Origin of the sequence: Halorubellus salinus (assembly GCF_020567525.1) — an archaeon.
Lineage (GTDB): Archaea > Halobacteriota > Halobacteria > Halobacteriales > Natrialbaceae > Halorubellus > Halorubellus salinus.
In genome coordinates this window covers 863,801-884,864 of sequence record NZ_JAJCVI010000001.1, presented here as the reverse complement: position 1 = coordinate 884,864, position 21,064 = coordinate 863,801, and the positions used below count along the sequence as shown (strand labels likewise).

Below are 21,064 nucleotides of genomic sequence, written 5' to 3'. Positions count from 1 at the left end.
CTGTTCAACCAAACCTCGGGGCGTTTCGCACCGAGCGAACAGGCGGGTTGCGAACCTTAATATCCCAACGCTCGGGAATCCTCGCCCTTCAGGGCAGGGAGGATGTCAATGGATGCTCGTTCAGCGAGCGAACGGCAGGAGCGACCGAACGACCCAGTAGGGCCCCTCGAGGAGGCCTTTCAGGATGGTGAGTGCGCTCGTCTGTGGCTCCGTCGCGGGCTCGAGGTGGCCGTAGTCCTCGGCCTCGATGCGGACGAGGTCGCCGGTGCTCGCGCGCTCCCCTGCGTCGTCCGTGACGCGAAGGCAGACGAGCGCGTTCGCCGGCCTGCCGACGACGCGATAGACGCCCTGTTGGATGCTCGCATCCGCGTCCACTCGCACGAAGTCGCCGACGGCGACGGAGGCCTGCGTAATCATACTCGCTCGTACTCCCGTCACGGGGATAACGGTTCGTGACGACGGCAACCGACGCTGACTCGCGGTGTCGGGGGTGCCTAGTGTGCAACCTTTTTCGCGTCGGTGCGAGAACTGCTGGACGATGAGCGACAATACAGTCCTCGTAACCGGTGGCACGGGATTCATCGGGTCCTACGTTGCAAAGGACCTCGTCGAGCACGGCCACGACGTGGTCGCGTACGACCTGTCGACGGACGAGCGCATCCTCGAGAAGGTCGGCGTGGCCGACGAGGTGGAGACGCGACGTGGCGACGTCACGGACTCGACGGACGTCGTGAACGCGGTCGCGGAGACCGGGACGACCCACATCGTCCACCTCGCGGCGCTCCTGACGAACACCGCGGAGGAGAACCCGCGCGCCGCGATGAAGGTGAACGTCGAGGGCACCTCGAACATCTTCGAGGCGGCGCGCACCCTAGACGACCAGGTCGAGCGCGTCGCGTGGGCTTCCTCGGCCGCCATCTACGCGCCGCCGCGTCACTACGACGACGGCGGCGACTGGTGGGTGACCGAGGACGACCTCACGTACCCGGACACGCTCTACGGCGCGACGAAGGAGTACAACGAGCACCAGGCGCGCGTGTACCGCGAGGAGTACGGCGTCAGCGACGTCGCGCTCCGCCCGACGGTCGCGTACGGGCCGTACCGCGAGACCGGTGGGTCGGCGTTCCTCGCGAACATCGTCGAGAAGCCCGCGCTCGGCGAGCCGTTCGAGGTCGACTACGGCACCGAGGAGATCGACTGGCAGCACGTCGCCGACATCGCGCAGGCGTTCCGCCTCGGCGCGTTCGCCGACGAGGACGACCTCACGAAGCGCGTGTACAACGTCCGCGGCGAGCTCGCGAGCGTCCGCGAGGCCGCCGAGACCGTCGAGGGCATCATGCCCGACGCCGACATCACCGTGAACGACGAGGGGGAACTCCCCTGGACCCAGCGCCTCGACATGACCGCCGCACAGGAGGACCTCGGGTACGACCCCGAATACGACCTCGAGACCGGGTTCCGCGACTACATCAACGTCCTCCGCCAGGAGAACGGCCTCGACCCGGTCTGAACCGCTCGGCCGACTCCGGCGACACCGTTCGAGCGTTCGCTTGGACCAACGGTCCTCGCGACCGGTCGAACACTGGAACGAATACGGACAGCGCAACGAGCGACCGTGCTTCTCGTGTTCGTCGACGTGCCGCCAGTCTCTGGGCCACCTTCGCCAACCCTGAAGCCGAGAAGACCACCGGAAATGGCGGTACTTCCCGTCTTGCTCATGTGTTGTCCGCATCGCCCGCGGCGGCTCTGTGTCGAATCACGCCCACTCCTCGCGACACGATCCGGGACACAGAAAAGAATTAGTCGCTATCAGTTACCTGTCAGCAATGCAGTCGCTGTCGGCTTTCAAGCTCGAGTCCGGAATTGAGCGATTGGGGCGGAGTCCATACGAAGGACGAGCGTCGTATCGAGTCGAAGATGATACTGCAACGATTTCGAAGGACACCACCGGATTCGAAGTTGATAAGTATATAACTGCGAACGGACGGAAGCGAAACACGTGGCGGTCTTCGTTCGAGGGCACCCCCGTCTACGGCGACGTCGTCAAACCTGGAACCTCGCTTCCGTTGAACAACATTCTCCACGTCGACCTCGTCGCGTGGGTGGCCGCTGCTGGCGATTTCGGCTCGCCAGACGTGTCGAAAGACGATGACACGACGCGGTTCGTGGTCAGCACTGACACAGTCGCCGACCCGGAGCCAGCGTTGGAATTCTATCACTACATCGACGCTGACCGGGTGGAGTCGCTGTCGGCTAAACTCATCGTTCGAGAAGATGGCATCGTTGAGGAGTTTGAATCCGAACTCGAGGTCGTTGCAGGAGAAGACCTGATCGTCTTCCGAGAACAACTTCGAACGTCGGAGTACGACACCGCGACTGTTGCGCAACCTGACTGGTTCGAGAAGGCCCGTGATCGGGCCCCGGATATCGAGATGCGAACCGAGGGCGAACAAGTCGTGATCCGACACACCGGCGGCGACCCCATCCCGGAGTCCAGCGAGGTGACACTGTCGAGCAACGCGGGAGCGTACGGTGGTTCCATCGAACTCTCGAGTGCTTTCGAACCCGATCAGGAACTGTGGCTCTGGCGCGATGGACAGACCAGTCGCCTCTCACGGGGTGAGCCATCGGAGAGTTCACCCGACCCGCTCGACGCTGGAGACGTGGTGCGCATCCGGCTGAATAGTCCGGTCTATGCGAAGACACTCGTTGGGGAGATGAGCTAACGTGGCGCGAGAAATCCAGTGATGTGTCTCAGTCTCGATTGTCGGTCTCAGAAGCACGAGACACAGCACGTCCGTACTATCGGGTAGATACGGGAAGGCGTTGTCAGTAACCGACCTCACCGTGGGCGTTCTATCACGGATATACGAATACGGGTACGTGGTGTCGTTCAGCCAGTTACGTTAGATTCGCACCCGTGCGTAGCGGTTGGTCCTCGGCCGACTGCGCGAACGGAACTCGCGGACACGAGTCCGCTGGAGGGGGAACGCCTTAGACGACCGGCACTGAATCGCGTGCCATGGCTACGGGTTTCGACATCGGCACGCGTGGGTTCAGGGTGGCGCGCGGCGACCCCGAGACGCCGACCGTCTCGGAGACGTCACCGCTGTACCTGGAGATCGCGGACGAGGATTTCGCGGAGACGGATCTCTCGAAGTCGGCGCTGACGACGGTGCGCGTGGAGGACGCGACCTACGTGGTGGGGCCGGACGCGACGCGCGCAGCGGCCGCGGTCGGTGGGACGCCGGAGCGCCTCCTGGAGCACGGCGTGCTCGCGGACCGCGAGGGCGTCGCGGACGTGTTCGCGGCGCTCGCGTCGGACTTCCTCGGCGACCCCGCGGACGGCGACGGGGACGGCACTGGCGGTGGCGACGGGGACGCGCGGTTGGCGTACTCGGTCCCGGGGTCGACCGTGGACGCGTCGCTCCCGACGGCGACCCATCGGGAGACGGTCCGGCGCGTCCTCGAGGATCTCGGGTACGAGCCGACGCCGATAGCGAGCGGGTTCGCGGTCGTGTACGACGCGCTCTCGGACGCGAACCTCACCGGGGTCGGCGTCGCGGTGGAGGCGGAGTCGACGACGGTCGCGCTCGTCTACTACGGCGTGCCGGTGCTTGCGTTCTCGGTCGCGAAGGGCGGGGACTGGGTCGCCGAGCAGGCCGCGGCGGCGACGGGCGACCCGGTCGACCAGGTGCGGGGCGTGCAGGCGCGGACGACCATCGAATCGACCGGTGGCGGTGACGCGGTCGAGGACGCGCTCGCGAGGGGGTACGACGCGCTCGTCGGCGACGTGGTTGCGGCGACGGTCGACGAGGCGACGGAGGGCGACGTCCGCGAGGGCGTCTCCGTCCCGGTCGTCGTCGGCGGCGAGGGCGCGGTTCCGGGCCTGGAGGTGCTCGCTGCGGGGCGGTTCGACGAGTGCGCGCTCGACCTCCGGGTGACCGACGCTCGACTCGTCGACGACCCGGCGGTCAGCGTCGCGCGCGGCGCGCTCGCCGCGGCCGCGGACGACGTGGACGCCTTCGAGGACGTCACCTGGGGCGCCGACGGCGGGTTCCGCGGGACCGGTGACATCTCGCCGGTGGCGACCGACGACGCGACCGCGGACGACCTCGAGGAGTCGTCGACGGACGAGGCGGTCCGCGACCCGGAGCCGATACCGGAGTCGTCGGCGGCGGACTCGGACGGCGGTGCGACGGCGGCGGTGGACGACGCCGCCATCACGAAGCTCTTCGACAGGCTCGCGAACCGCGACGCGGAGATCGCGGACCTCACGGACCGACTGGACGACGTCGCGGACCGACTCGAGGAGATCCAGGCCGACATGGCGACGGGCGAACGCGTCGACGACGTCGAAACCGACGTGGCGTCGGTCGCGGGAGACGTCGACCGCGTGGCCGAGGAGGTCGACCGCGTGGACGAGGAGGTCGACCGCGTGGACGAGGAGATTGGTCGCGTGGACGAGGAGGTCGACCGCGTGGCGGACGACCTGGATGAGACGCAGGTCGGCGTCGCGGACCTGCAGGGCGAACTGTCGGCGCTCGACGATCGACTCGCGGACGTCGGGGAGGCGCTCGACGACCTGGAGGGGCGACTCGCGGCGGACGTCGCGGACCTCCAAGCGGACGTCGACGGTGTCGACGACGACGTCGCGGCGCTCGACGACGACGTGACGCGCGTGACCGACGAACTCGATGCGCTCGACTCGACGGTGTCGACGCTCGACGGTGAGGTCGACGCGCTCGACGAGCGCGCGGCGGACGCGGAGACGGTGGCGTCGCTCGCGGCGGACGTCGAGTCGACGCGCGAGGCCGTGGACGCGGACCTCGACGCGCTCGGCGAGGACCTGCGCGCGGTCGAGGGCGCGCTCGACGAACTTGACGCGACCGTCGACGCCGTCGCGGACGACGTCGCGGCGCTCGACGACCGCGCGCGGTCGCTCGCCACCACGACCGAGCGCCTCGACGACCGCGTCGACGCGACGGCGGCCCAAGTGGACAACGTCGCTGCCCGCACGGACTCGGTCGACGACCGTACCGACGACCTCGACGAGCGCGTGACCGGGCTCGCCGGCACCGTCGACGCGGTGACTGCGGACGTCGACGAGGTGACCGGGGACGTCGACGCGGTGACCGGGGACGTCGACGAGGTGACCGGGGACGTCGAGGCGCTCTCGGCGGACGTCGATGCGGTCACCGACCGCGTGGCGGACGTCTCGGAGCGGCTGGACGCCCGAGCGGACGACCTGGCGTCGCGGGTCGAAGCGGTCGACTCGACGGTCGAGGACGTCCAGTCGACGGTCGAGGACGTCGACGACCGCGTGGTCGCACTGGCCGACCGGATGGACGGCGTGAACGACGACGTGGAGGCCGTCGAGACGGACGTCGCTGGCATCACGGGGCGAGTCGATTCCGTCGAGGAGGACGTCGCCGGCGTCGGGGAGGAGGTCGCTGGCGTTGCGGGCGACGTCGCGTCGGTCTCGGACGACGTCGCGAGCGTTCGCGGGGACCTGGACGCGGCGTCGTCGCGCGTCGACGACGTGGAGGACGCGGTCGCGGAGCGGGCGATGGCGTCGGCGGTCGCGGACGTCCGGGCGGACCTGGATGCGCTCGCGGACCGCGTGGCGGAGGTGGACGCGCTCGGGGCGGCGGACGTCGACGCGGCGGATGCGGACGCGCTCGCGGCGGTCCGCGCTCGGCTGGACGACGTCGAGGACGAGGTCGCGGCACTGGCTGCGGACGTCGAGGATGCGACCACGGAGGCCGCGGACGCGGCAGCGACTGCGGGCGAGGCAAACGAAGCGGCGACGGATGCGACGGCGACTGCGGGCGAGGCGGCGGAGGCGGCGGCGGACGCGGCAGCGGACGCGACCGCGGCCCGGGAGACGGCGGCCGAAGCGACCGACGGCGTCGAATCACTCCGCTCGCGGGTCGACGCGCTGTCGGCGGACGCGGCGACGACGGCGGACGTCGAGGCGCTCGCGGACCGCGTCGACGCACTGGAGGAGGAGGACCCTGGGGTCGGGGTGACGTCCGCAGTCGCGGGCGCGGTCGGTGGCGGTGGTGTAGGCGCGGGCGCGCTCGGGCTGGCGCTCGGCGAGGTCGCGGTCGGCGCTGGCGCGCTCGTCGTCGGCGCGCTCGTGCTCGGGGCGGTCTGGGCGCGCGAACGCTGACGGCGCGACGCTCGAACCGGTCGGAGCTGGTTGGCTGTGGTCGGGTCGCAGAAGGGACAGGGCGTCCGGCCGCCACCCACCCAGGGTCACGGCGACTGTGCGTGGTCCGTCGCGTTCAGCGCGGGAGTGCGGCGTTCTTCATCTCGCCGCCGCACTTGCTGCATGTTCGTTCGACGTGCGGTGTCTGGCGGCCGCACGCTGTGCACTCGTACCGAGACATCACCTGTGTCATGTGGTAACAATCGACGCGTCTCGTGATAAGGGTTGTGGGGGTATCGAGTCTCGAAACGCGAGCATCGAGACCGCACGAAGGCATCGGCTCGACGGACGACCCCGACGACGACCGACGCTAGCTCTGGGTCTGACTGTACTCGGCGACCCACTCCTTGAGCGTGATCCCCATCGCGGCGTCCGTGATGGCGTTCGAGGACGCCGAGTTCGCGGACTTCACGAGCTCCGCCTCCAGCGTCCGCGTCGGCACCTCGCCGAGGAAGTGCGGGATGGCGCGCTGCACGCTGATGGGCGCCCCCACCTCGTGTGCGAGCGCGTACCCCGATATCGAGTGCGGGACCTCCTCGGTCGCGTAGTGCTCGCGATCCGGTTCGTCGAGGAGCTCGGCGTCGACGTGGTCGACGTACTCGTAGCACTTCCCGACGTCGTGCAGCAGGCACGCCGCGACGACGACGTCCGTGTCCACGTCCGCGCCGTGGAACTCGCGCTGGACGCGCGCCGACTCCAGCGCGACCTTCGTCACGCCGCGGACGTGCTCGACGTTCGTGACCTCGTGGATGTTCCACGCGTAGGGAATGTCAGCGATGTCCTGCCAGCCGCCGCGCTCCAGGCCGAGCGTCCACGCCTCCACGACCTGGTCGCGGAGCGTCTCGTCCGCTATCTCCGCCAGTTCGGGGAACGCGTCCCGGACCTGCGTCTCGTAGTCGGGTTCGGTCGCTCCCGCATCCGCGTCGTCCTCGCCCGTCGCGTCCTCGCCGGGCATCAGTACCCCTCGGCGTCGACCTCGTCCTTCTGGACGACCTCGCGGCCGATGAACCGCGGGCGCTTCTCGACCGCGAGGAAGTTGTCCACGTCCTCGCGCGCCGCCGCGGCGACCTCGCGCGTCGGGTCGTAGTCGCGACTGCCCTCGCTCCCGAGGGCCTCGTGGAGGTCCTCGATGGTCTCGAAGTAGAGCTCCGCGACGCCGTCGAACTCCGCGTTCTCCGGGTCCGTCGGGTACACGGTCTGGTAGCGGACGACGCCCTCGATGTCCTTCGCGAGCGGCGAGTGGTTGTTCTCCCAGTAGTCCCGGAACTCCTCGTGGGTCATGCCGTCCTTCCGGACGAGGAACGCGGAGTGCTTGTAGAGGCCGTCCGTGTCGCCGTCGACCTCGTCCTTCCAGACCTTCTCCTCGCCGATGAACCGCGGTCGCTCGTCGATCGCGAGGAAGTTGTTCACGTCCTCGCGCGCCGCCGCGGCGACCTCGCGCGTCGGGTCGTAGTCGCGACTGCCCTCGCTCCCGAGGGCTTCGTGAAGGTCGTCGAGCGTCTCGAAGTAGAGCTCGGCGAGCCCGTCGAACTCGCTGTTCTCCGGGTCGTTCGGGTACACCGTGTGGTAGCGGACGACGCCCTCGATGTCCTTCGCGAGCGGCGAATGCTGGTTCTTCCAGTAATCGGTGAACTCCTCGTGAGTCATGTCGTCCTTGCGGACGAGACACGCGACGTGCTTGTACATACGTTCGAGTCGACGCCCGGTGAGCCGATAAAATGAGGGGAAGCGGCGCGCTCGTGGCCGCCGCGACGGCGTGACGCGCTATCGCATCTCGTCGAGCGAGTACACGGCGTCGGACATCAACCACGCGTCCTCGTTCTCGGGGTCCTCGATGGAGATCGCGTAGAAGGAATCCCGGCCGTCGTCCACGGTGATGTGGAAGCCGCGACTCGTCAGCGCTGCCCCCTCGACGGGAGCGGATTCAGGGGTATTCACACCCTCCTTCAGGGATAGCGATGGATAACGACCACGATTTGCGCCGAGCGGCCCTGAAACGCCCGTCGAGGGCCGTGCCGGCTGGCGGTTCCGGGGGGTTAGCGCCGGGCGAGCGCGAGTCCGGTTGCGAGGACGGCGAGCACCGCGACCCCCGCGTCGAATCCCGGAATCGACCTGTTCTGGTCGTCACGCTCGTCGGTGCTGGTCCCGGCCGTCCCTCCGCCGGTGGAGGTCGTCGGGTCGACGCTGCCCGACGACGACGTCGTCGTGGCGACCGCGTCCGTCGTCTCGGGGGTGGTTGCGGTCCACGCGCTCGTGTCGCGCTCGGGTGCGGTGTCGTTGCTGGGCGCGGGGAGGCTCGCGTTCGCGACGACGACGGACCCGGTGACGGTGCCCTCGGCGTATCGCGGGTCGTCGTTCGCGTCGTCGAACAGCCGGTTCCGGTTGGCGTCCCGGTGCGCGACGGCGACGACCGTGGTCTCGTTCCGCACCGGTTCGGTCAGGTAGACGGTGACGTGCTCGCGGTCGCCGGGAGCGAGGTCGCGCGAGTGACCGACGACCGGGCCGTCGACGTCGCCGCGGTGGAGGACGACGAACCCGCCGGCTTCGAGGGACACGGTCGCGGACACGGACGCGCTCTGCGCGCGGTCGGCGGCGGTGACGTTCGCGACGGTCGCGCGTCGTTCGACGACCCGAACGGTCCGCGGCTCGTCGAGGAGGTCGTGGCCGTCGACGCGCACGGAGAGATTCAGGGTCGTGCCGGCGGCGACGCCAGTCAGGTCGACCTGCGTCAGGGCGGCCCCGTCCTCGTCCGTGGTCGCGTCCGACCGGACGACGACGTCGCCGCCGTCGTTCCGGAGGACGAACGAGACAGGGACGCTCCCGTCGACGTTCGTGTCGACGGCGAGTTCCGCGTCGGGGCTCGCGGTCCGGAGCGCCGGTTCCCCGTCGGGGACGTCCGCAAGTTCGGCCTCGCGGCGGAACGCTTCGACTTCGCGTTCGACGGACCGCGGGCCGTCACCGGCGTCCACGGTGGCGTTGACGAGGATTCGGCCGGGGAAGGCGAACGATTCGGGGGCGGGCTCGCTCTCGTACTCGTTCCGCGTGGTCGCGTTCGCGAGGTCGACGACGACGTGGACGACGCCCGCGTCGGGTGCCGCGACGACGCGGGTGACGTTCGGCGAGAGGACGAGGTGCTTCGGCGGCCGGCACGTGCCTCGTTGACGGACGACCAGCGGCCTGGTCGACCCGTCCGTTCGGTCGCGGAACGCCGCGGTCGCGTTCCCCGCACCGAGGTCGGTCGCGAGCGCGTCGTTCCGGAGCGTGACGACCAGGACGTCCCGCACGGCGACCCGGCCGGCCTGGAGGTCGCCGCGGTCGGCTGCGGCCGCGATCTCGCTCGCTTCGTCGAGGTCGGCGAGGCCGTAGCCGAGCGCGGACCGGACGGTGACGGTGTCGTTCGCGGCGGCGGACGGCGTGGCGGCCGTCGCCGAGTGGGCGGCGGGCGTCCGCTCGGCGGCGGTCGACGTCGCCGGCTGGCACGGTTGGGTCACGGACGAGGGCGTCGATTCGATGGACGGGGCTGCGTCCTGTCCGCCACTGGCCGCGACCGCGGGGACGGGACCGAGCACCGTCGCGGCGACCGCGCAGACGAGGAGGACGTGGAGGGCGCGACGCATCGTCGCTCCGGTTCGACCACCGCCAGTGAAACTCTTGTGGTGAATGGTGACACAGGGCTTATGCCGGACGCGAGCGATGCTCTCGCCGATGCCCTCCAGCAGACGTCAGTTCCTCGGCGCGCTCGCCGCGGCGGTCGGGACCGGGGCGACGCCGCTCGCCGCGGGCGGGAGCGCGAGCCGTCGCGAGGCGACCACCGGGCCAGGGCGCACCACTCCGCGGGACGACGCCACGTCCGACGACCGACCGCCGTCGCACGTCTGGGCGCACCGGTACGGGAGCGCCGAGGCGAACGACGAGGGACTCGACGTCATCCGCGCGCACGACGGCGGCGTCGTCTTCCTCTGGCAGGGACGGTCGAGCTGGGAGCTCCGGCACCTCGCCGCGAACGGCCGCCCCGGGTGGGAAGCGACGATCGAAGCCGGCGCATACCTCGGGGGCGTTCACCGGACGGCGAACGGCTACGTCGTCGTCGGTGCGGACGCCGAGAACGAGACGGTGGTCCGCGCGACCGTCGACGCCGACGGCCGCGTCCGCGACGTCGAACGCTACCTTGGCGACAGCGAGGACGTGTACGGCGTGCTGACGGCCCGGACGGCCGACGGTGGCGTCGTCGTCGTCGGCAACGTCGACGACGTGCCGGCGCTCGAGGCGGCGAAGTTCGACGCGACCGGCGAGCTCGCGTGGCATCGTCGGCTCGACGTCCCGGGTATGCGGCCGGGCGACGCCGCGCCGGCACCCGACGGCGGCGTGTACGTCGTCGGGGAGAGCACGGGCGGATCGAGCGGGCACTCGGACGCGCACGCGCTCCGGTTGACGGGAGCCGGCGAGGTCGCCTGGCGTCGCGCGTACGGCGGCGCGTACGGCGACAGCTACGACGCGGCGACGGCGACCGCGAACGGGTTCCTCGCCGGCGGCACGCTGTCGTTCGGCGAGCAGGACCGGCGCCGCGTGCTCGTCCTCCACGACGACGCTGGCACGCCCGTCTGGCGGCGGCCGTCGACCGGCCGGTCGTTCGAGGACGTGCTCGCGTTCCGCGACGGCTACCTCGCGCTGTCGGATTCGAAGTCCACGACCGCGGTCCGGCGAACCGACCGCTGGGGCCGTCCGATCTGGGAGAGTCCGGTCTCGCCGGTTCCCGGCCCCGTCATCCGGGATGCGAACGCGGTTGCGGCCGTCGAGGGCGGCTACGTCGTCGCCGCGACCCGCCCGTACCAGCAGTCCGTCGGCTCGGAGGCACTCGTCCTGAAGCTCGCACCGCCCGCCGACGACTAAGAGCGAACGGGCGCAGAGACGCGGTTACTCGTCCCTCTGGTCCCGTGAGCGAAGCGAGCGGGAGTACGTGAGAGCGCTAGCTCTCACGGTGGTCGTGGACGCGTTTGATCTTCCCGACTTCGGTGCGGTCGATGGTGTCGGGTGGGACGACGTCGACCTCGTCGGGCGTGAGGCCGAGGACGTCTGCGAGGCGGTCGGTGACGTCGCTCGCGAGTTCGTTCCGGCCGGGCGCGGCGAGGTCCCGACTGGGGTCGACTTCGACGGTCACCTCGATGGTGTCGAGTCGCTTCTGGCGGTAGACGTCGATGCGGTACTGTGGGGCGAGGGCGTCGAACTCGAGGAGGACGTGCTCTATCTCGGTCGGGTAGACGTTGACGCCGCGGACGACGAGGAGGTCGTCGCTCCGGCCGACGACCTGGATCCGCGAGTGGGTGCGGCCACAGTCGCAGGTGTCGGTCGCCCGTTCGACGACGTCGCCGGTGCGGTACCGGAGGACGGGGACGGCTTCCTTCTGGAGGCCGGTGAGGACGAGTTCGCCGCGCTCTCCGTCGGGGACGCGCTCGCCGGTGTCGGGGTCGACGACCTCGACGAGGTAGTGGTCCTCCCAGACGTGCATGCCGTCGGTCGCTTCGGCGCACTCGGTGGCGACGCCGGGGCCGTAGAGTTCGGTGAGGCCGTAGTTCTCGGTGACGACCGCGTCGAAGGTGTCCGCGATCTCCTCGCGCATCGCGGTGGTGGACGCTTCCGCGCCGACGGGGACGTGCGTGATGGGGAGGTCCTGGGGGTCGCCGCCGCGGTCGCGGACGTGGTCGGCGAGGTAGAGCGCGTAACTCGGCATGCAGACGAAGCCCGCGACGTCGAGGTCTCGGATGAGGTCGACCTGCCTGCTCGTGTTCCCGCCGCCTGCGGGGACGACGCACGCGTCGAGCGCTTCGATGGCGTCGTGCCAGCCGAGGCCGCCCGTGAAGAGGCCGTACCCGCACGCGTTCTGGATGGTGTCGCCCGGTCGGAGGCCGGCGGCGTACAGCGACCGCGCGCCGAGGTCGCGCCACTTCCGGAGGTCGCCGTCGGTGTACGCGACGACCTTCGGTTTCCCGGTGGTGCCCGAGGACGCGTGGACGCGCCGGAGGTCCTCGCGCGGGACCGCGAACAGGCCGTCGGGGTAGCTATCGCGGAAGTCCGCCTTCGTCGTGAACGCGAGGTCCGGGAGCGTCTCGTGGGTCAGGTCGCCCGGTTCGAGCCCGGCGTCCGCGAACCGCTCGCGGTAGAGCGCGACCTCGTTCGCGCGCTCGCCTGCTCGCTGGAGGTGCTCGCGCTGGCGGTCCCGGAGACGCTCGCGCGACAGCGCTTCCACGTCGTGATACGTCATACCAGGACACGCGACGGCGGCGGGCAAAAGCGTTGCCCGCGATCCGACTCTCCGGAACGGGTCCCCCTGGCCCACGGTCGGGACGCTAACCGTTAACCTCACTCACGGAGAAGCCCCGGGCATGACGACAGATCCACCGACGGGTGACGACTCCGGTGGCAGCGCCGGCGGCGAGCGAACGGACGCGAGCGTCCTCCAGGGGCTCCTCGACGACCTCCTCGTGCAGGACGTCGACCGCCACGAGCGCGCGCTCGCCGAACTCGCCGACGTCGGCGACGAGCGCGTCGTCGCGCACCTCGTCGACGCCGCCACGCTCCACGCGGTCGCGAGCGACTGGGAGAACCTCGGGTTCCCAGAGGTGTTTCGGGGCCGCGACCCGCCGTACGCGTTCCAACACCCAGAGACGCGGTTCCCGGGCGTCGTCGACGCGCTCTGTTCGATAGCCGACCCCGACTTCGACCAGCCCGGCGTCGCGTGGCTCCAGTGGGAGTCCTGGTACACCCAGACCGACCCGGAGACGCTCGACGGCTACGTCGACTGGAAGGTCCGGTTCTACCGCACCTACCACCCGACCGTCGGGCACCTCCTCGATACCGACCCGAAGCACCCCGACTTCGACGGCGTGCGCTGGGGGAGCACCGGCCCGACCGTCCTCCACCCGCTGAACTACCCCGACTGGACGACCGCGGACGCCCACCTCGAACCCGACGACGTTGTCTACGGGTTCCGCGTCGGCAGCGACGCGTACGCCGTCCCGCGCTACCTCCTCTTCCCGCACGAGTTCGCGAACTTCGACCTCGGCGGCGAACGCCTCGCGCTCAGCTACTGCACGATGTGTAACTCGCCCGTGCTCTACGACGCCACCGTCGCGGACGGCACCGCCGACGGCCCCCGGCAGTTCGCGTCCACCGGCTGTCTCTGGAACGGGAACAAGCTCATGTACGACGAGGAGACGCTCACGCTCTGGAACCAGCAGACGGGAACGCCCGTCGCCGGCCCCGAGTACGCACGTCACCGCGACCGCGTCGACGCGGACGAGGACGGCGTCTCGCTGTCATTCCGCCCCGTCTCCCAGACGACGTGGCGCGACTGGCGCGCGGCCCACCCCGAGAGCGCGACGCTCGCACCCGACACCGGCTACGACCTCGATTACGAGTTCTACCGCGACTACGACGGCTTCGTGAAGCGCCACTACTGGGAGAACGACGACGTCTTCCACCCCGGCGTGCGCGCCGAACCGAGCGCGCTCGACGACCGCACGTACGTCTACGGCGTCGACGCCGCCGCCGGCCTGCACGCGTACCCCGTCGACGCGGTCCGCGAGACGTGGCCGGTCGCCGACGAGGTCGACGGCCGGCGCGTCGTCGCGCTCCCGCTGGACGGCGACGTCGCCGTGTACGATGCGCCCGACGCTCCCCTGTCCCGACACGACGAGGGCGACGGGAGCGGTGGGGGAAGCGGAGGTGGCGAGACCGTTCTCGTCGACGGCGAGGGCCGGCGGTGGACGCCGACGCACGACGCGCTCGTCCCTGAGGGCGGCCGGCACGAGGAGGGTACAGCGACCTACGACCGCGTTCCCGGCCGGCACGGGCTCTGGCTCGCGTTCCGCCCGCACTACGACACCGTTCACGTCGCGAGGACCGACTCGCCCGGAGCGCCGGAGAGCCACGCGGAGGTGCGCGAGCGATGACCCACGGCACCCCAATCCGCGTCGAACACACCGGCATCGCCGTCGCTGACTTCGACGCCGCCGAGAGCGTCCTCCAGGTGCTGGGCGCACGGAAGTACGTCGACGACACCGGCCCAGACGACGGGTTCCGGTGGGCCGGGTACGTCATCGGCGACGCGAGCCGCCTCGAGCTCGTCACGCCGCTCAGCGACGACAACTTCATCCAGACGTTCCTCGACCGGCACGGCCCGGGCCTCCACCACGTCACGTTCGAGGTCGAGGACATGGACGCCGTCGTCGACGCCTGCGAGCAACACGACCTCGTCGTCGTCGACCGCGCGCAGTACGACACCTACGAGGAGGCGTTCCTGTCGCCGGCGAACCCGACGGGCGTCCTCTTCCAGTTCATGCGGTACCGCGACGGGTACGCCGAGAAGTACGACAGCCCCGACACGTACGTGAACGGGATGCCCGTCAGCGACGCGTTCGCTGACGAGGACTGACGTCGCTCGCGGTCGGTCTCGCGAACGCTCCGCGCCAGTCGTCGCCGCCACGCCAACCGTTAGGTAGCCCGCGAGCGACCGCTTCGACATGACGACACCGTCCGTCTCGCTCCCGAGCGGCGACGCGCTCCCGCTCGTCGGCATGGGCACGTACAAGCTCGAAGGCGACGCCGTCCGCGACCCCGTCCACGTGGCGCTCGACGCCGGGTACGACCACGTCGATACCGCGGAAGGCTACATGAACGAGGACGCGCTCGGTGACGCGCTCGCCGCGAGCGACGTCGACCGCGACGACGTCTTCCTGACGTCGAAGGTCCTCCCGAAGAACCTCAACTACGAGAGCGTCATCCAGGCGTGCGAAGACACGCTCGACGCCCTCGGGACCGACTACCTCGACCTGTACCTGATCCACTGGCCGAACCCCGCCATCTCGATGCGCGAGACCCTCGACGCGATGGCCACCCTCCACGAGCGCGGGCTCGTCCGGAACGTCGGCGTCTCGAACTTCTCCACGTACCAGCTCGGCGTCGCCCTTCACGTCAGCGACGTCCCCATCGCCGTGAACCAGATCGAGTTCCACCCCTACCTCCAGCGCCCCGACCTCGTCGAGTTCTGCCAGGCGAACGACGTCGCCGTCGAAGCCGCCGCCCCCGTCGCACGTGGGAACGTTCTTGAGGACGACGTCGTCCAGGATATCGCCGCGAAGCACGACCGGACGCCCGCGCAGGTCGTCCTCCGCTGGGCCGTCGAGAAGGACGTCGTCGTCCTCCCGAAATCGAGTAATCCCGAGCACGTCCGCGAGAACCACGACGTGTTCGACTTCGAGCTCGACCCCGAAGACACGGAGCGCATCGACGCGCTCGACCGCGACGAAGCCAGCTACGACGACCGCAAGCGCGACTGGACCCGGGACACCTTCGGCATCGCGGAGTGACGAGACGGTGCGGCCGACCCCAGCCCAAGGCTTACGCTGTCTCGCTTCGAGCAGGTGGCATGAAACGCCGACCCATCCTCCGAGCGCTCCTCGCTGCGAGCGCCGGTTCGTTCGCGGGTTGCGTCGGGACGCTCGACCAGACGGTGCGGCAGACGACGCAACCCGCGAACGACGAGCTTGTGGACTGCTTCTTCTCCGACGAGGGCGTCGGATTCGGTGTTCGCAATTCCACCGACACTATCCAAAAGGTCTCGATTCGGATAGAACGCGACGGTGGTGGCGTGGTGTACGATGAGACATTGGAACTCGCCGCGTCGACCGAAGATAGCACCGGACACGTCCGAACGCCGGACGGTGTATTCCCTCAACCCGACGGGTACGTCACCAGGGTCTCGACGGGAGAGGAAACTGCAACCGATACGCGACGCGTCGCCACCCAATGTGACCGCCCAAACATCCGGATAACGTCGTCCAGAGGCATCCAGATTCGCTACTACGGCCACGGTTGAACGCCACGCATGGCGGAAGAAGTAACCGCCATCGGCGCAGCGCCGTCAGTCCGCGAACGACACGCCGAGGTAGCGTTCGACGGTCTCCTCGTCCGCGCGGAGTTCCTCGGGCGTTGCCTCGTGAACGATCTCGCCGTGTGCGAGCACGTACGCGCGGTCGGCGAGGTCGAGCGCGACGCGGACGTTCTGCTCGACGAGCAGGACGGTGATGCCGGCGTCGCGGACGTCCTCGATGACCTCCATCACGCGGTCGACGATCATCGGGGCGAGCCCCTCCGTCGGTTCGTCGAGCATCAGGAGGTCCGCGCCCGAGACGAGCGCCCGAGCGATGGCGAGCATCTGCTGCTCGCCGCCCGAGAGGTCGCTCCCGCGGTTCTCCCGGCGTTCGTCGAGGTTCTCGAACGTGTCGAACACCCAATCGAGGTCCCGGCGGTTCTCGGTCTCCGAGCCGCCGTAGCTCGCGAGCTCCAGGTTCTCGGTGACGGTGAGGCCGGGGAAGATGCGGCGTTCCTCCGGCACGAGCCCGATGCCGCGCTGCACGGTCTCGACGTCCCCGAGGTCCGTGATGTCCTCGCCGCGGTACGTCACCGTCCCCGCCCACGGTTCGACCGACCCGAGGATCGTCCTGAGCGTCGTCGTCTTCCCGACGCCGTTCCGACCGACGAGCGCGACGACTTCGCCCTCGTCGACGGTCGCGTTCACGCCCCCGAGGACGCGCGTCTCGCCGTACCCCGACTCGATGCCGTCGAGCTCGAGCATCGGCGTCATGCGTGACCCCCTCCGAGGTACGCGGCCTGTACCTCCTCGTCGCTCGCGACCTCCTCGGGAGTCCCCGTCCGCACCACGCTCCCGCGGTTCAGGACCGTGATCTTGTCCGAGACGTCCATCACGAGGTCGATGTCGTGCTCGATGAGCAACAGCGTCTGCTCGGCGAGGACGTCGTCCACGAGCGCCATCGTCGACTCGGTCTCCTCGACGCCCATGCCCGCGGTCGGTTCGTCGAGCAGCACGACCTCCGGGTCGGTCGCGAGCACGAGCCCGATCTCGAGCCGGCGCTGGTCGCCGTACGCGAGCGTCGACGCCTTCGTCTCCGCGTGCTCGCCCAACCCGACGTCCTCCAGCACGCGCTGGGCGTGCGCGGTCACGTCGTCGAACCGGTTCTTGTCGCGGAACAGCTGCGAGCCAACGCTCATCTCGCGGCTCGGTATCGACTGCGCCGCCAGCCGCACGTTCTCGAGCGCCGTCAGGCCGCCGAAGACGTTCGTGATCTGGAACGACCGGCCGATGCCACGGCGGACGCGCTCGTAGCTCGGGAGTGCCGTGACGTCCTCGCCCTCGAAGACGACCTCGCCCTCCGACGCGCGGAGCGCGCCAGTGATGGTGTTGAACAGCGTCGTCTTCCCGGCGCCGTTCGGTCCGATGACGCTCCGGAACTCGCCGGCTTCCACCGAGAGGTTCACGCGGTCGACCGCGACGAGTTCGTCGAATCGCTTCGTCAGGTCGTGCGTCTCGAGTATCGCCATCAGTTGAGCACCTCCGAGTTCGCGATCGCAGTCATCAGTCGCTCACCTCCGCGTCCGTCGCGTCCGTCGCGGACTCGCCGCCACCGCCGCCGCCGGCGCCGAAGCGAGCCTGCAGCGTCTCCGGGAGCGACACGAGCCCCTCCGGGACGTAGATGACGAACACGACGAAGATGAGGCCGAGGATACCCTGCCACTGCGAGAGTACCTCGCCGAGCAGTCCGGGCGTGGACTCCCCGAACGTCAGGAGTATCTCCTTGAGGCCGAGGAACGCGCCGGCGCCGAGCATCGGCCCGTACAGCGTCCCCATGCCACCGAGCAGGGTCATGACGATGACCTCGCCGGACTTCAGCCAGAACAGGAACGACGGGCCGACACCGAAGCTGTTGATGGTCGCGAGCCCGCCGGCGAGCCCGGCGAGACCGCCCGAGACCATGAACGCGCGGCGCTTGTACTCGACCGTGTCGTACCCGAGGAACTCCGCGCGGTCCTCGCTCTCTCGGATCGCTTGCAGGACGCTCCCGAACGGCGCACGCATGATCTGGCGCGCGACGAGGTAGGAGCCGACGACGAGCGCGAGCACCACGTAGTAGAACAGCTGGATGTCGCCGAGCAAGCTCACCTGCCCGACCTCGCCGATTCCGAGCCCGTACGTGGCGTCGTACCCCGTGTAGAGGCCGTCGCTGCCGCCCGTGATGTCGAACTTCGTCACGAGGTTGTACGCGAGCTGGGCGAACCCGAGCGTGATCATCGCGAAGTACACGCCGGACACGCGGATGGAGAGGTAGCCGACGAACCACGCGACCGCGAGTGCGAGCGCGACGCCGGCGAGCAGCCCCACCCAGAAGACGGGAGTGACGTACATCGCCATCATCACGGTGGCGTACGCGCCGACGCCGTAGAACAGGACGTGCCCGAGCGACACGAGGCCCGCGTACCCCATCACGAAGTCGAGGCTGAGCGCGAACAGTGCCCACACGAGCACGTTCAGGACGAGCGAGTTCGGGATGTAGCTCGAGTACGTGACGCCGATGCCGAGCGGAACGAGCGCGAGCACGCCGACGAGCGCGGCGGCGAGGTACCGTCGCGTCGTCGTGTCGAGGATGCCGCCGCCGCCGCCAGTGAGGAGGTCGCCCTCCTCGCCGCCGTGATTCTGCCACTCCGGGTTCCCGAACAGACCCTGGGGTTTGACCAGGAGGATACCGACCATGAGGAGGTAGACGATGACGCCGGTCAGCGCCGGGACGTACGTCTGCGTGAGCGTCTGCACGATCCCGATACCGAGGCCGCCGACGACGGCGCCACGGAAGCTCCCGAGGCCGCCGAGGACGACGACGACGAACGCCGGGATGATGATGGCGTTCCCCATGCCGAGCGCGACCTCCTGTTTCGCGCCGAGGACGATGCCGGCGAACGCCGCGAGCACGCATCCGAACGCGAACACGAGCGTGTAGTATCGGTCGATGTCGATACCGAGCGCGCGAACCATCCCGCGGTCCTGCGAGCCGCCGCGGATGATGATGCCGACGCGCGTCTCCGTGAGCGCCAGCCACGTCCCGGCCGCGATGAGGGCGCCGACCGCGATCACGAAGTAGTTGTACAGCGAGTACTGGAAGCCCGCGATCGTGATCGGGCCCGAGAGCAGCGCGGGTGGCGCGAAGTTCTTCGGTTGCGTCCCCCAGATGATCTCGATCCCATCGGCGATGACGAGCACGAGCCCGAACGTCAACAGGATGTGGTACAGCGGGTTCCGGCCGTACAGCGGGCGGATGGTCACGCGTTCGGTGAGGCCACCGATGACTCCGACGATGAGCGGTGCGGCAACGAGCGCGATCCAGAACCCGCCGGTGACGCCGGAGAGCGCGGCTGCGATGCCGACGGCGAGATACGCGCCGAGCGCGTAGAACTCGCCGTGCGCGAAGTTGATGACGTCCATCACGCCGAAGATGATGGACAGGCCCGCCGCCAGCAGCACGTACACCATCCCGACGCTCAGGCCGTTCAGGAGCTGCGTCAGTAGGGTTCCTCCCGTGACCATTATAAGCTACATTCCGTCGATTCGCACGACGGAATCGCGTCTTCGCCACTGAACTTCTCGATGAGTTCCACGTCCGCGACCTCGCCTTCGTCCGGTTCGACGTTCTGTCCGACCCACACGGGATTCATCGCCTGTTGGTCGCACTCGCGGTACATGTTGTCCCCGAGGACGCTGTTGGTCTCGAGGCCCGCGAGGGCGTCCTTGACCTCCGTCGGGTCCGTCGTCCCGGCCTCCTGGATGCCCATCGCGGTCATGCGGACGGAGTCGTAGCCGACGCGCGCGAAGTTCCCGGGTGCGCCGTCGTCGGGGTACTCGCTCGTGTACGCGTCCACGAACTGCTCGTTCCAGCCCGTCGTGAGGCTCGCGTTGTACCGGACGCCCGAGTAGATGCCGTACCCGGCCGTGCCCAGTCCCGCGCGCAGCGACTGGAAGGACGCGGTCGTGTTCATGATATCGATGTCGTCGCCGAGACCCGCGCTAGCGGCCTGGTTCCCGAACCGGACGAAGTCACCGCCGGTGGATCCGACGACGAGGACGTCCGCGTCCGAGTTCTGGATCTCCGAGATGTAGGACTCGTAGTTCTGCGCGCCGAGTTCGGCTCGAGAGACGCCGATCTCGTTGAACTCGGCGTCGGAGGCTTCCATCCGCGACCGCCACTCTCGGAGGACCGACTGGCCGTACGCGTAGTCCGCGATGTGGAACCAGACGTCCGAACCGAGGTTCTCGAGCGTCCATACCGCGGCGCCTTCCGCGATCTGGGCGGTGTTCGTCTCCGACCGGAACACGTACTCGTTGCAGGACGCGCCCGTGATGGGGATCGCTGCCGCGCCCGGGTTGTAGATGACCTCGTTCTCCAGGGCGAAGGAGTTCAGCGCGAGCGCGACCGAACTGGAGATCGCGCCCATGATGTAGTTCGCGCCGTCCTGTTCGACGAGCTGGGACGCGGCCTGCGTCGCCGTGGATGCGCCCGTCTCGGTGTCACCTCTCGCGATCTCGATCTCGTACTCGAAGTCGTCGGACTCGTTGAGTTGGCTGATCGCGAGTTCGGCGCCGTGTCGCTGAAACGGCCCGAGCGAGGAGTACGACCCCGAGATCGGGTTGAGGAGCCCGTAGGTCAGGGTGTCGCCGCCGCCCCCACCGCCGATGTCGGAGAGGCATCCGGACAGTCCCGCGACGCCGGCGACGCCGGCAGCCTTGAGGACGTCGCGTCTGTCGACGCGGCGTCGAGATGCTCGCCGCTCCGTGCCACCATCCGTGCGCATGCTATTATCTGCCACATCCTGATTGGGTGGGGAGTCCTCTAAAGCGTAGTCGTTTTTATCACGAACTTTTCCTTGAAAAACCGCCGCATCCCGTGATTCACCGGCAAGGTAGACGACCCGCGAACGGTGATGTCCAATCACGAGACTCGACGGGCT

Annotated in this window: 19 protein-coding genes; 8 read left to right on the top strand and 11 right to left on the bottom strand. The window is 69.1% G+C overall.

Annotated features, from left to right (window positions below):
• Positions 1 to 120: 120 nt before the first annotated feature.
• The gene (locus LI336_RS04450) at positions 121 to 417 is read right to left on the bottom strand and encodes a hypothetical protein (RefSeq protein ID WP_227131419.1); all 297 of its coding nucleotides are present in this window, start codon (positions 415 to 417) and stop codon (positions 121 to 123) included.
• A 121-nt stretch (positions 418 to 538) separates the two neighbouring features.
• On the opposite strand from LI336_RS04450, the gene LI336_RS04445 reads away from it, so the two are divergent.
• The 3 genes from LI336_RS04445 (at position 539) to LI336_RS04435 (ending at position 6,175) form a co-directional block, all read left to right on the top strand.
• Positions 539 to 1,510: an NAD-dependent epimerase/dehydratase family protein gene (locus LI336_RS04445; RefSeq protein ID WP_227131418.1), complete on the top strand. Its 972-nt coding sequence runs from the start codon at positions 539 to 541 to the stop codon at positions 1,508 to 1,510.
• 316 nt (positions 1,511 to 1,826) lie between these two features.
• Positions 1,827 to 2,726, top strand: coding sequence for a hypothetical protein (locus LI336_RS04440; RefSeq protein WP_227131417.1), 900 nt, complete (start codon positions 1,827 to 1,829; stop codon positions 2,724 to 2,726).
• A 296-nt stretch (positions 2,727 to 3,022) separates the two neighbouring features.
• Positions 3,023 to 6,175 carry a DUF1664 domain-containing protein gene (locus LI336_RS04435; protein WP_227131416.1) on the top strand — a complete coding sequence of 1,051 codons (3,153 nt, stop codon included), beginning with the start codon at positions 3,023 to 3,025 and terminating at the stop codon, positions 6,173 to 6,175.
• Between the two features lie 115 nt (positions 6,176 to 6,290).
• Here LI336_RS04435 and LI336_RS20490 read toward each other — a convergent pair whose 3' ends face one another.
• The 5 genes from LI336_RS20490 to LI336_RS04410 all read right to left on the bottom strand — a co-directional run bounded on the left by LI336_RS20490 (position 6,291) and on the right by LI336_RS04410 (position 9,831).
• The gene (locus tag LI336_RS20490) at positions 6,291 to 6,491 is read right to left on the bottom strand and encodes a rubrerythrin-like domain-containing protein (RefSeq protein ID WP_438267264.1); all 201 of its coding nucleotides are present in this window, start codon (positions 6,489 to 6,491) and stop codon (positions 6,291 to 6,293) included.
• 33 nt (positions 6,492 to 6,524) lie between these two features.
• Complete coding sequence (locus LI336_RS04425) at positions 6,525 to 7,169, bottom strand: HD domain-containing protein (protein ID WP_227131414.1); 645 nt, start codon at positions 7,167 to 7,169, stop codon at positions 6,525 to 6,527.
• Positions 7,169 to 7,900 (bottom strand): EthD domain-containing protein, encoded by a 732-nt coding sequence (locus tag LI336_RS04420; RefSeq protein WP_227131413.1) that lies wholly within the window; start codon positions 7,898 to 7,900, stop codon positions 7,169 to 7,171. The genes LI336_RS04425 and LI336_RS04420 overlap by 1 nt, the downstream gene beginning before the upstream one ends.
• 78 nt (positions 7,901 to 7,978) lie before the next feature.
• Positions 7,979 to 8,152, bottom strand: coding sequence for a hypothetical protein (locus LI336_RS04415; RefSeq protein ID WP_227131412.1), 174 nt, complete (start codon positions 8,150 to 8,152; stop codon positions 7,979 to 7,981).
• Positions 8,153 to 8,250: 98 nt separating this feature from the next.
• Positions 8,251 to 9,831, bottom strand: a complete 1,581-nt coding sequence (locus LI336_RS04410; protein ID WP_227131411.1) for a DUF7282 domain-containing protein — start codon at positions 9,829 to 9,831, stop codon at positions 8,251 to 8,253.
• A gap of 88 nt (positions 9,832 to 9,919) precedes the next feature.
• On the opposite strand from LI336_RS04410, the gene LI336_RS04405 reads away from it, so the two are divergent.
• Complete coding sequence (locus tag LI336_RS04405) at positions 9,920 to 11,104, top strand: hypothetical protein (protein WP_227131410.1); 1,185 nt, start codon at positions 9,920 to 9,922, stop codon at positions 11,102 to 11,104.
• Between the two features lie 76 nt (positions 11,105 to 11,180).
• Here the strand turns inward: LI336_RS04405 and LI336_RS04400 are convergent, their stop codons facing one another.
• Positions 11,181 to 12,473 carry a phenylacetate--CoA ligase family protein gene (locus LI336_RS04400; protein ID WP_227131409.1) on the bottom strand — a complete coding sequence of 431 codons (1,293 nt, stop codon included), beginning with the start codon at positions 12,471 to 12,473 and terminating at the stop codon, positions 11,181 to 11,183.
• Between the two features lie 121 nt (positions 12,474 to 12,594).
• Between LI336_RS04400 and LI336_RS04395 the strand changes: the two genes are divergently transcribed.
• The 4 genes from LI336_RS04395 (at position 12,595) to LI336_RS04380 (ending at position 16,088) form a co-directional block, all read left to right on the top strand.
• Positions 12,595 to 14,163 carry a DUF3179 domain-containing (seleno)protein gene (locus tag LI336_RS04395; protein WP_227131408.1) on the top strand — a complete coding sequence of 523 codons (1,569 nt, stop codon included), beginning with the start codon at positions 12,595 to 12,597 and terminating at the stop codon, positions 14,161 to 14,163.
• Positions 14,160 to 14,645 (top strand): VOC family protein, encoded by a 486-nt coding sequence (locus LI336_RS04390; protein WP_227131407.1) that lies wholly within the window; start codon positions 14,160 to 14,162, stop codon positions 14,643 to 14,645. The genes LI336_RS04395 and LI336_RS04390 overlap by 4 nt, the downstream gene beginning before the upstream one ends.
• 88 nt (positions 14,646 to 14,733) lie before the next feature.
• The gene (locus tag LI336_RS04385; RefSeq protein ID WP_227131406.1) at positions 14,734 to 15,579 is read left to right on the top strand and encodes an aldo/keto reductase; all 846 of its coding nucleotides are present in this window, start codon (positions 14,734 to 14,736) and stop codon (positions 15,577 to 15,579) included.
• A 59-nt stretch (positions 15,580 to 15,638) separates the two neighbouring features.
• Positions 15,639 to 16,088 carry a hypothetical protein gene (locus LI336_RS04380; protein ID WP_227131405.1) on the top strand — a complete coding sequence of 150 codons (450 nt, stop codon included), beginning with the start codon at positions 15,639 to 15,641 and terminating at the stop codon, positions 16,086 to 16,088.
• A 45-nt stretch (positions 16,089 to 16,133) separates the two neighbouring features.
• On the opposite strand, the gene LI336_RS04375 is transcribed toward LI336_RS04380, so the two are convergent.
• The 4 genes from LI336_RS04375 to LI336_RS04360 are packed head-to-tail and all read right to left on the bottom strand — an operon-like array spanning position 16,134 to position 20,908.
• Positions 16,134 to 16,847, bottom strand: coding sequence for an ABC transporter ATP-binding protein (locus tag LI336_RS04375; protein WP_438267269.1), 714 nt, complete (start codon positions 16,845 to 16,847; stop codon positions 16,134 to 16,136).
• A 5-nt stretch (positions 16,848 to 16,852) separates the two neighbouring features.
• Positions 16,853 to 17,611 carry an ABC transporter ATP-binding protein gene (locus LI336_RS04370; protein WP_227131403.1) on the bottom strand — a complete coding sequence of 253 codons (759 nt, stop codon included), beginning with the start codon at positions 17,609 to 17,611 and terminating at the stop codon, positions 16,853 to 16,855.
• 34 nt (positions 17,612 to 17,645) lie between these two features.
• Positions 17,646 to 19,646 (bottom strand): ABC transporter permease, encoded by a 2,001-nt coding sequence (locus LI336_RS04365; RefSeq protein ID WP_227131402.1) that lies wholly within the window; start codon positions 19,644 to 19,646, stop codon positions 17,646 to 17,648.
• Positions 19,646 to 20,908, bottom strand: coding sequence for an ABC transporter substrate-binding protein (locus tag LI336_RS04360; protein ID WP_264475273.1), 1,263 nt, complete (start codon positions 20,906 to 20,908; stop codon positions 19,646 to 19,648). The genes LI336_RS04365 and LI336_RS04360 overlap by 1 nt, the downstream gene beginning before the upstream one ends.
• Positions 20,909 to 21,064: the final 156 nt, after the last annotated feature.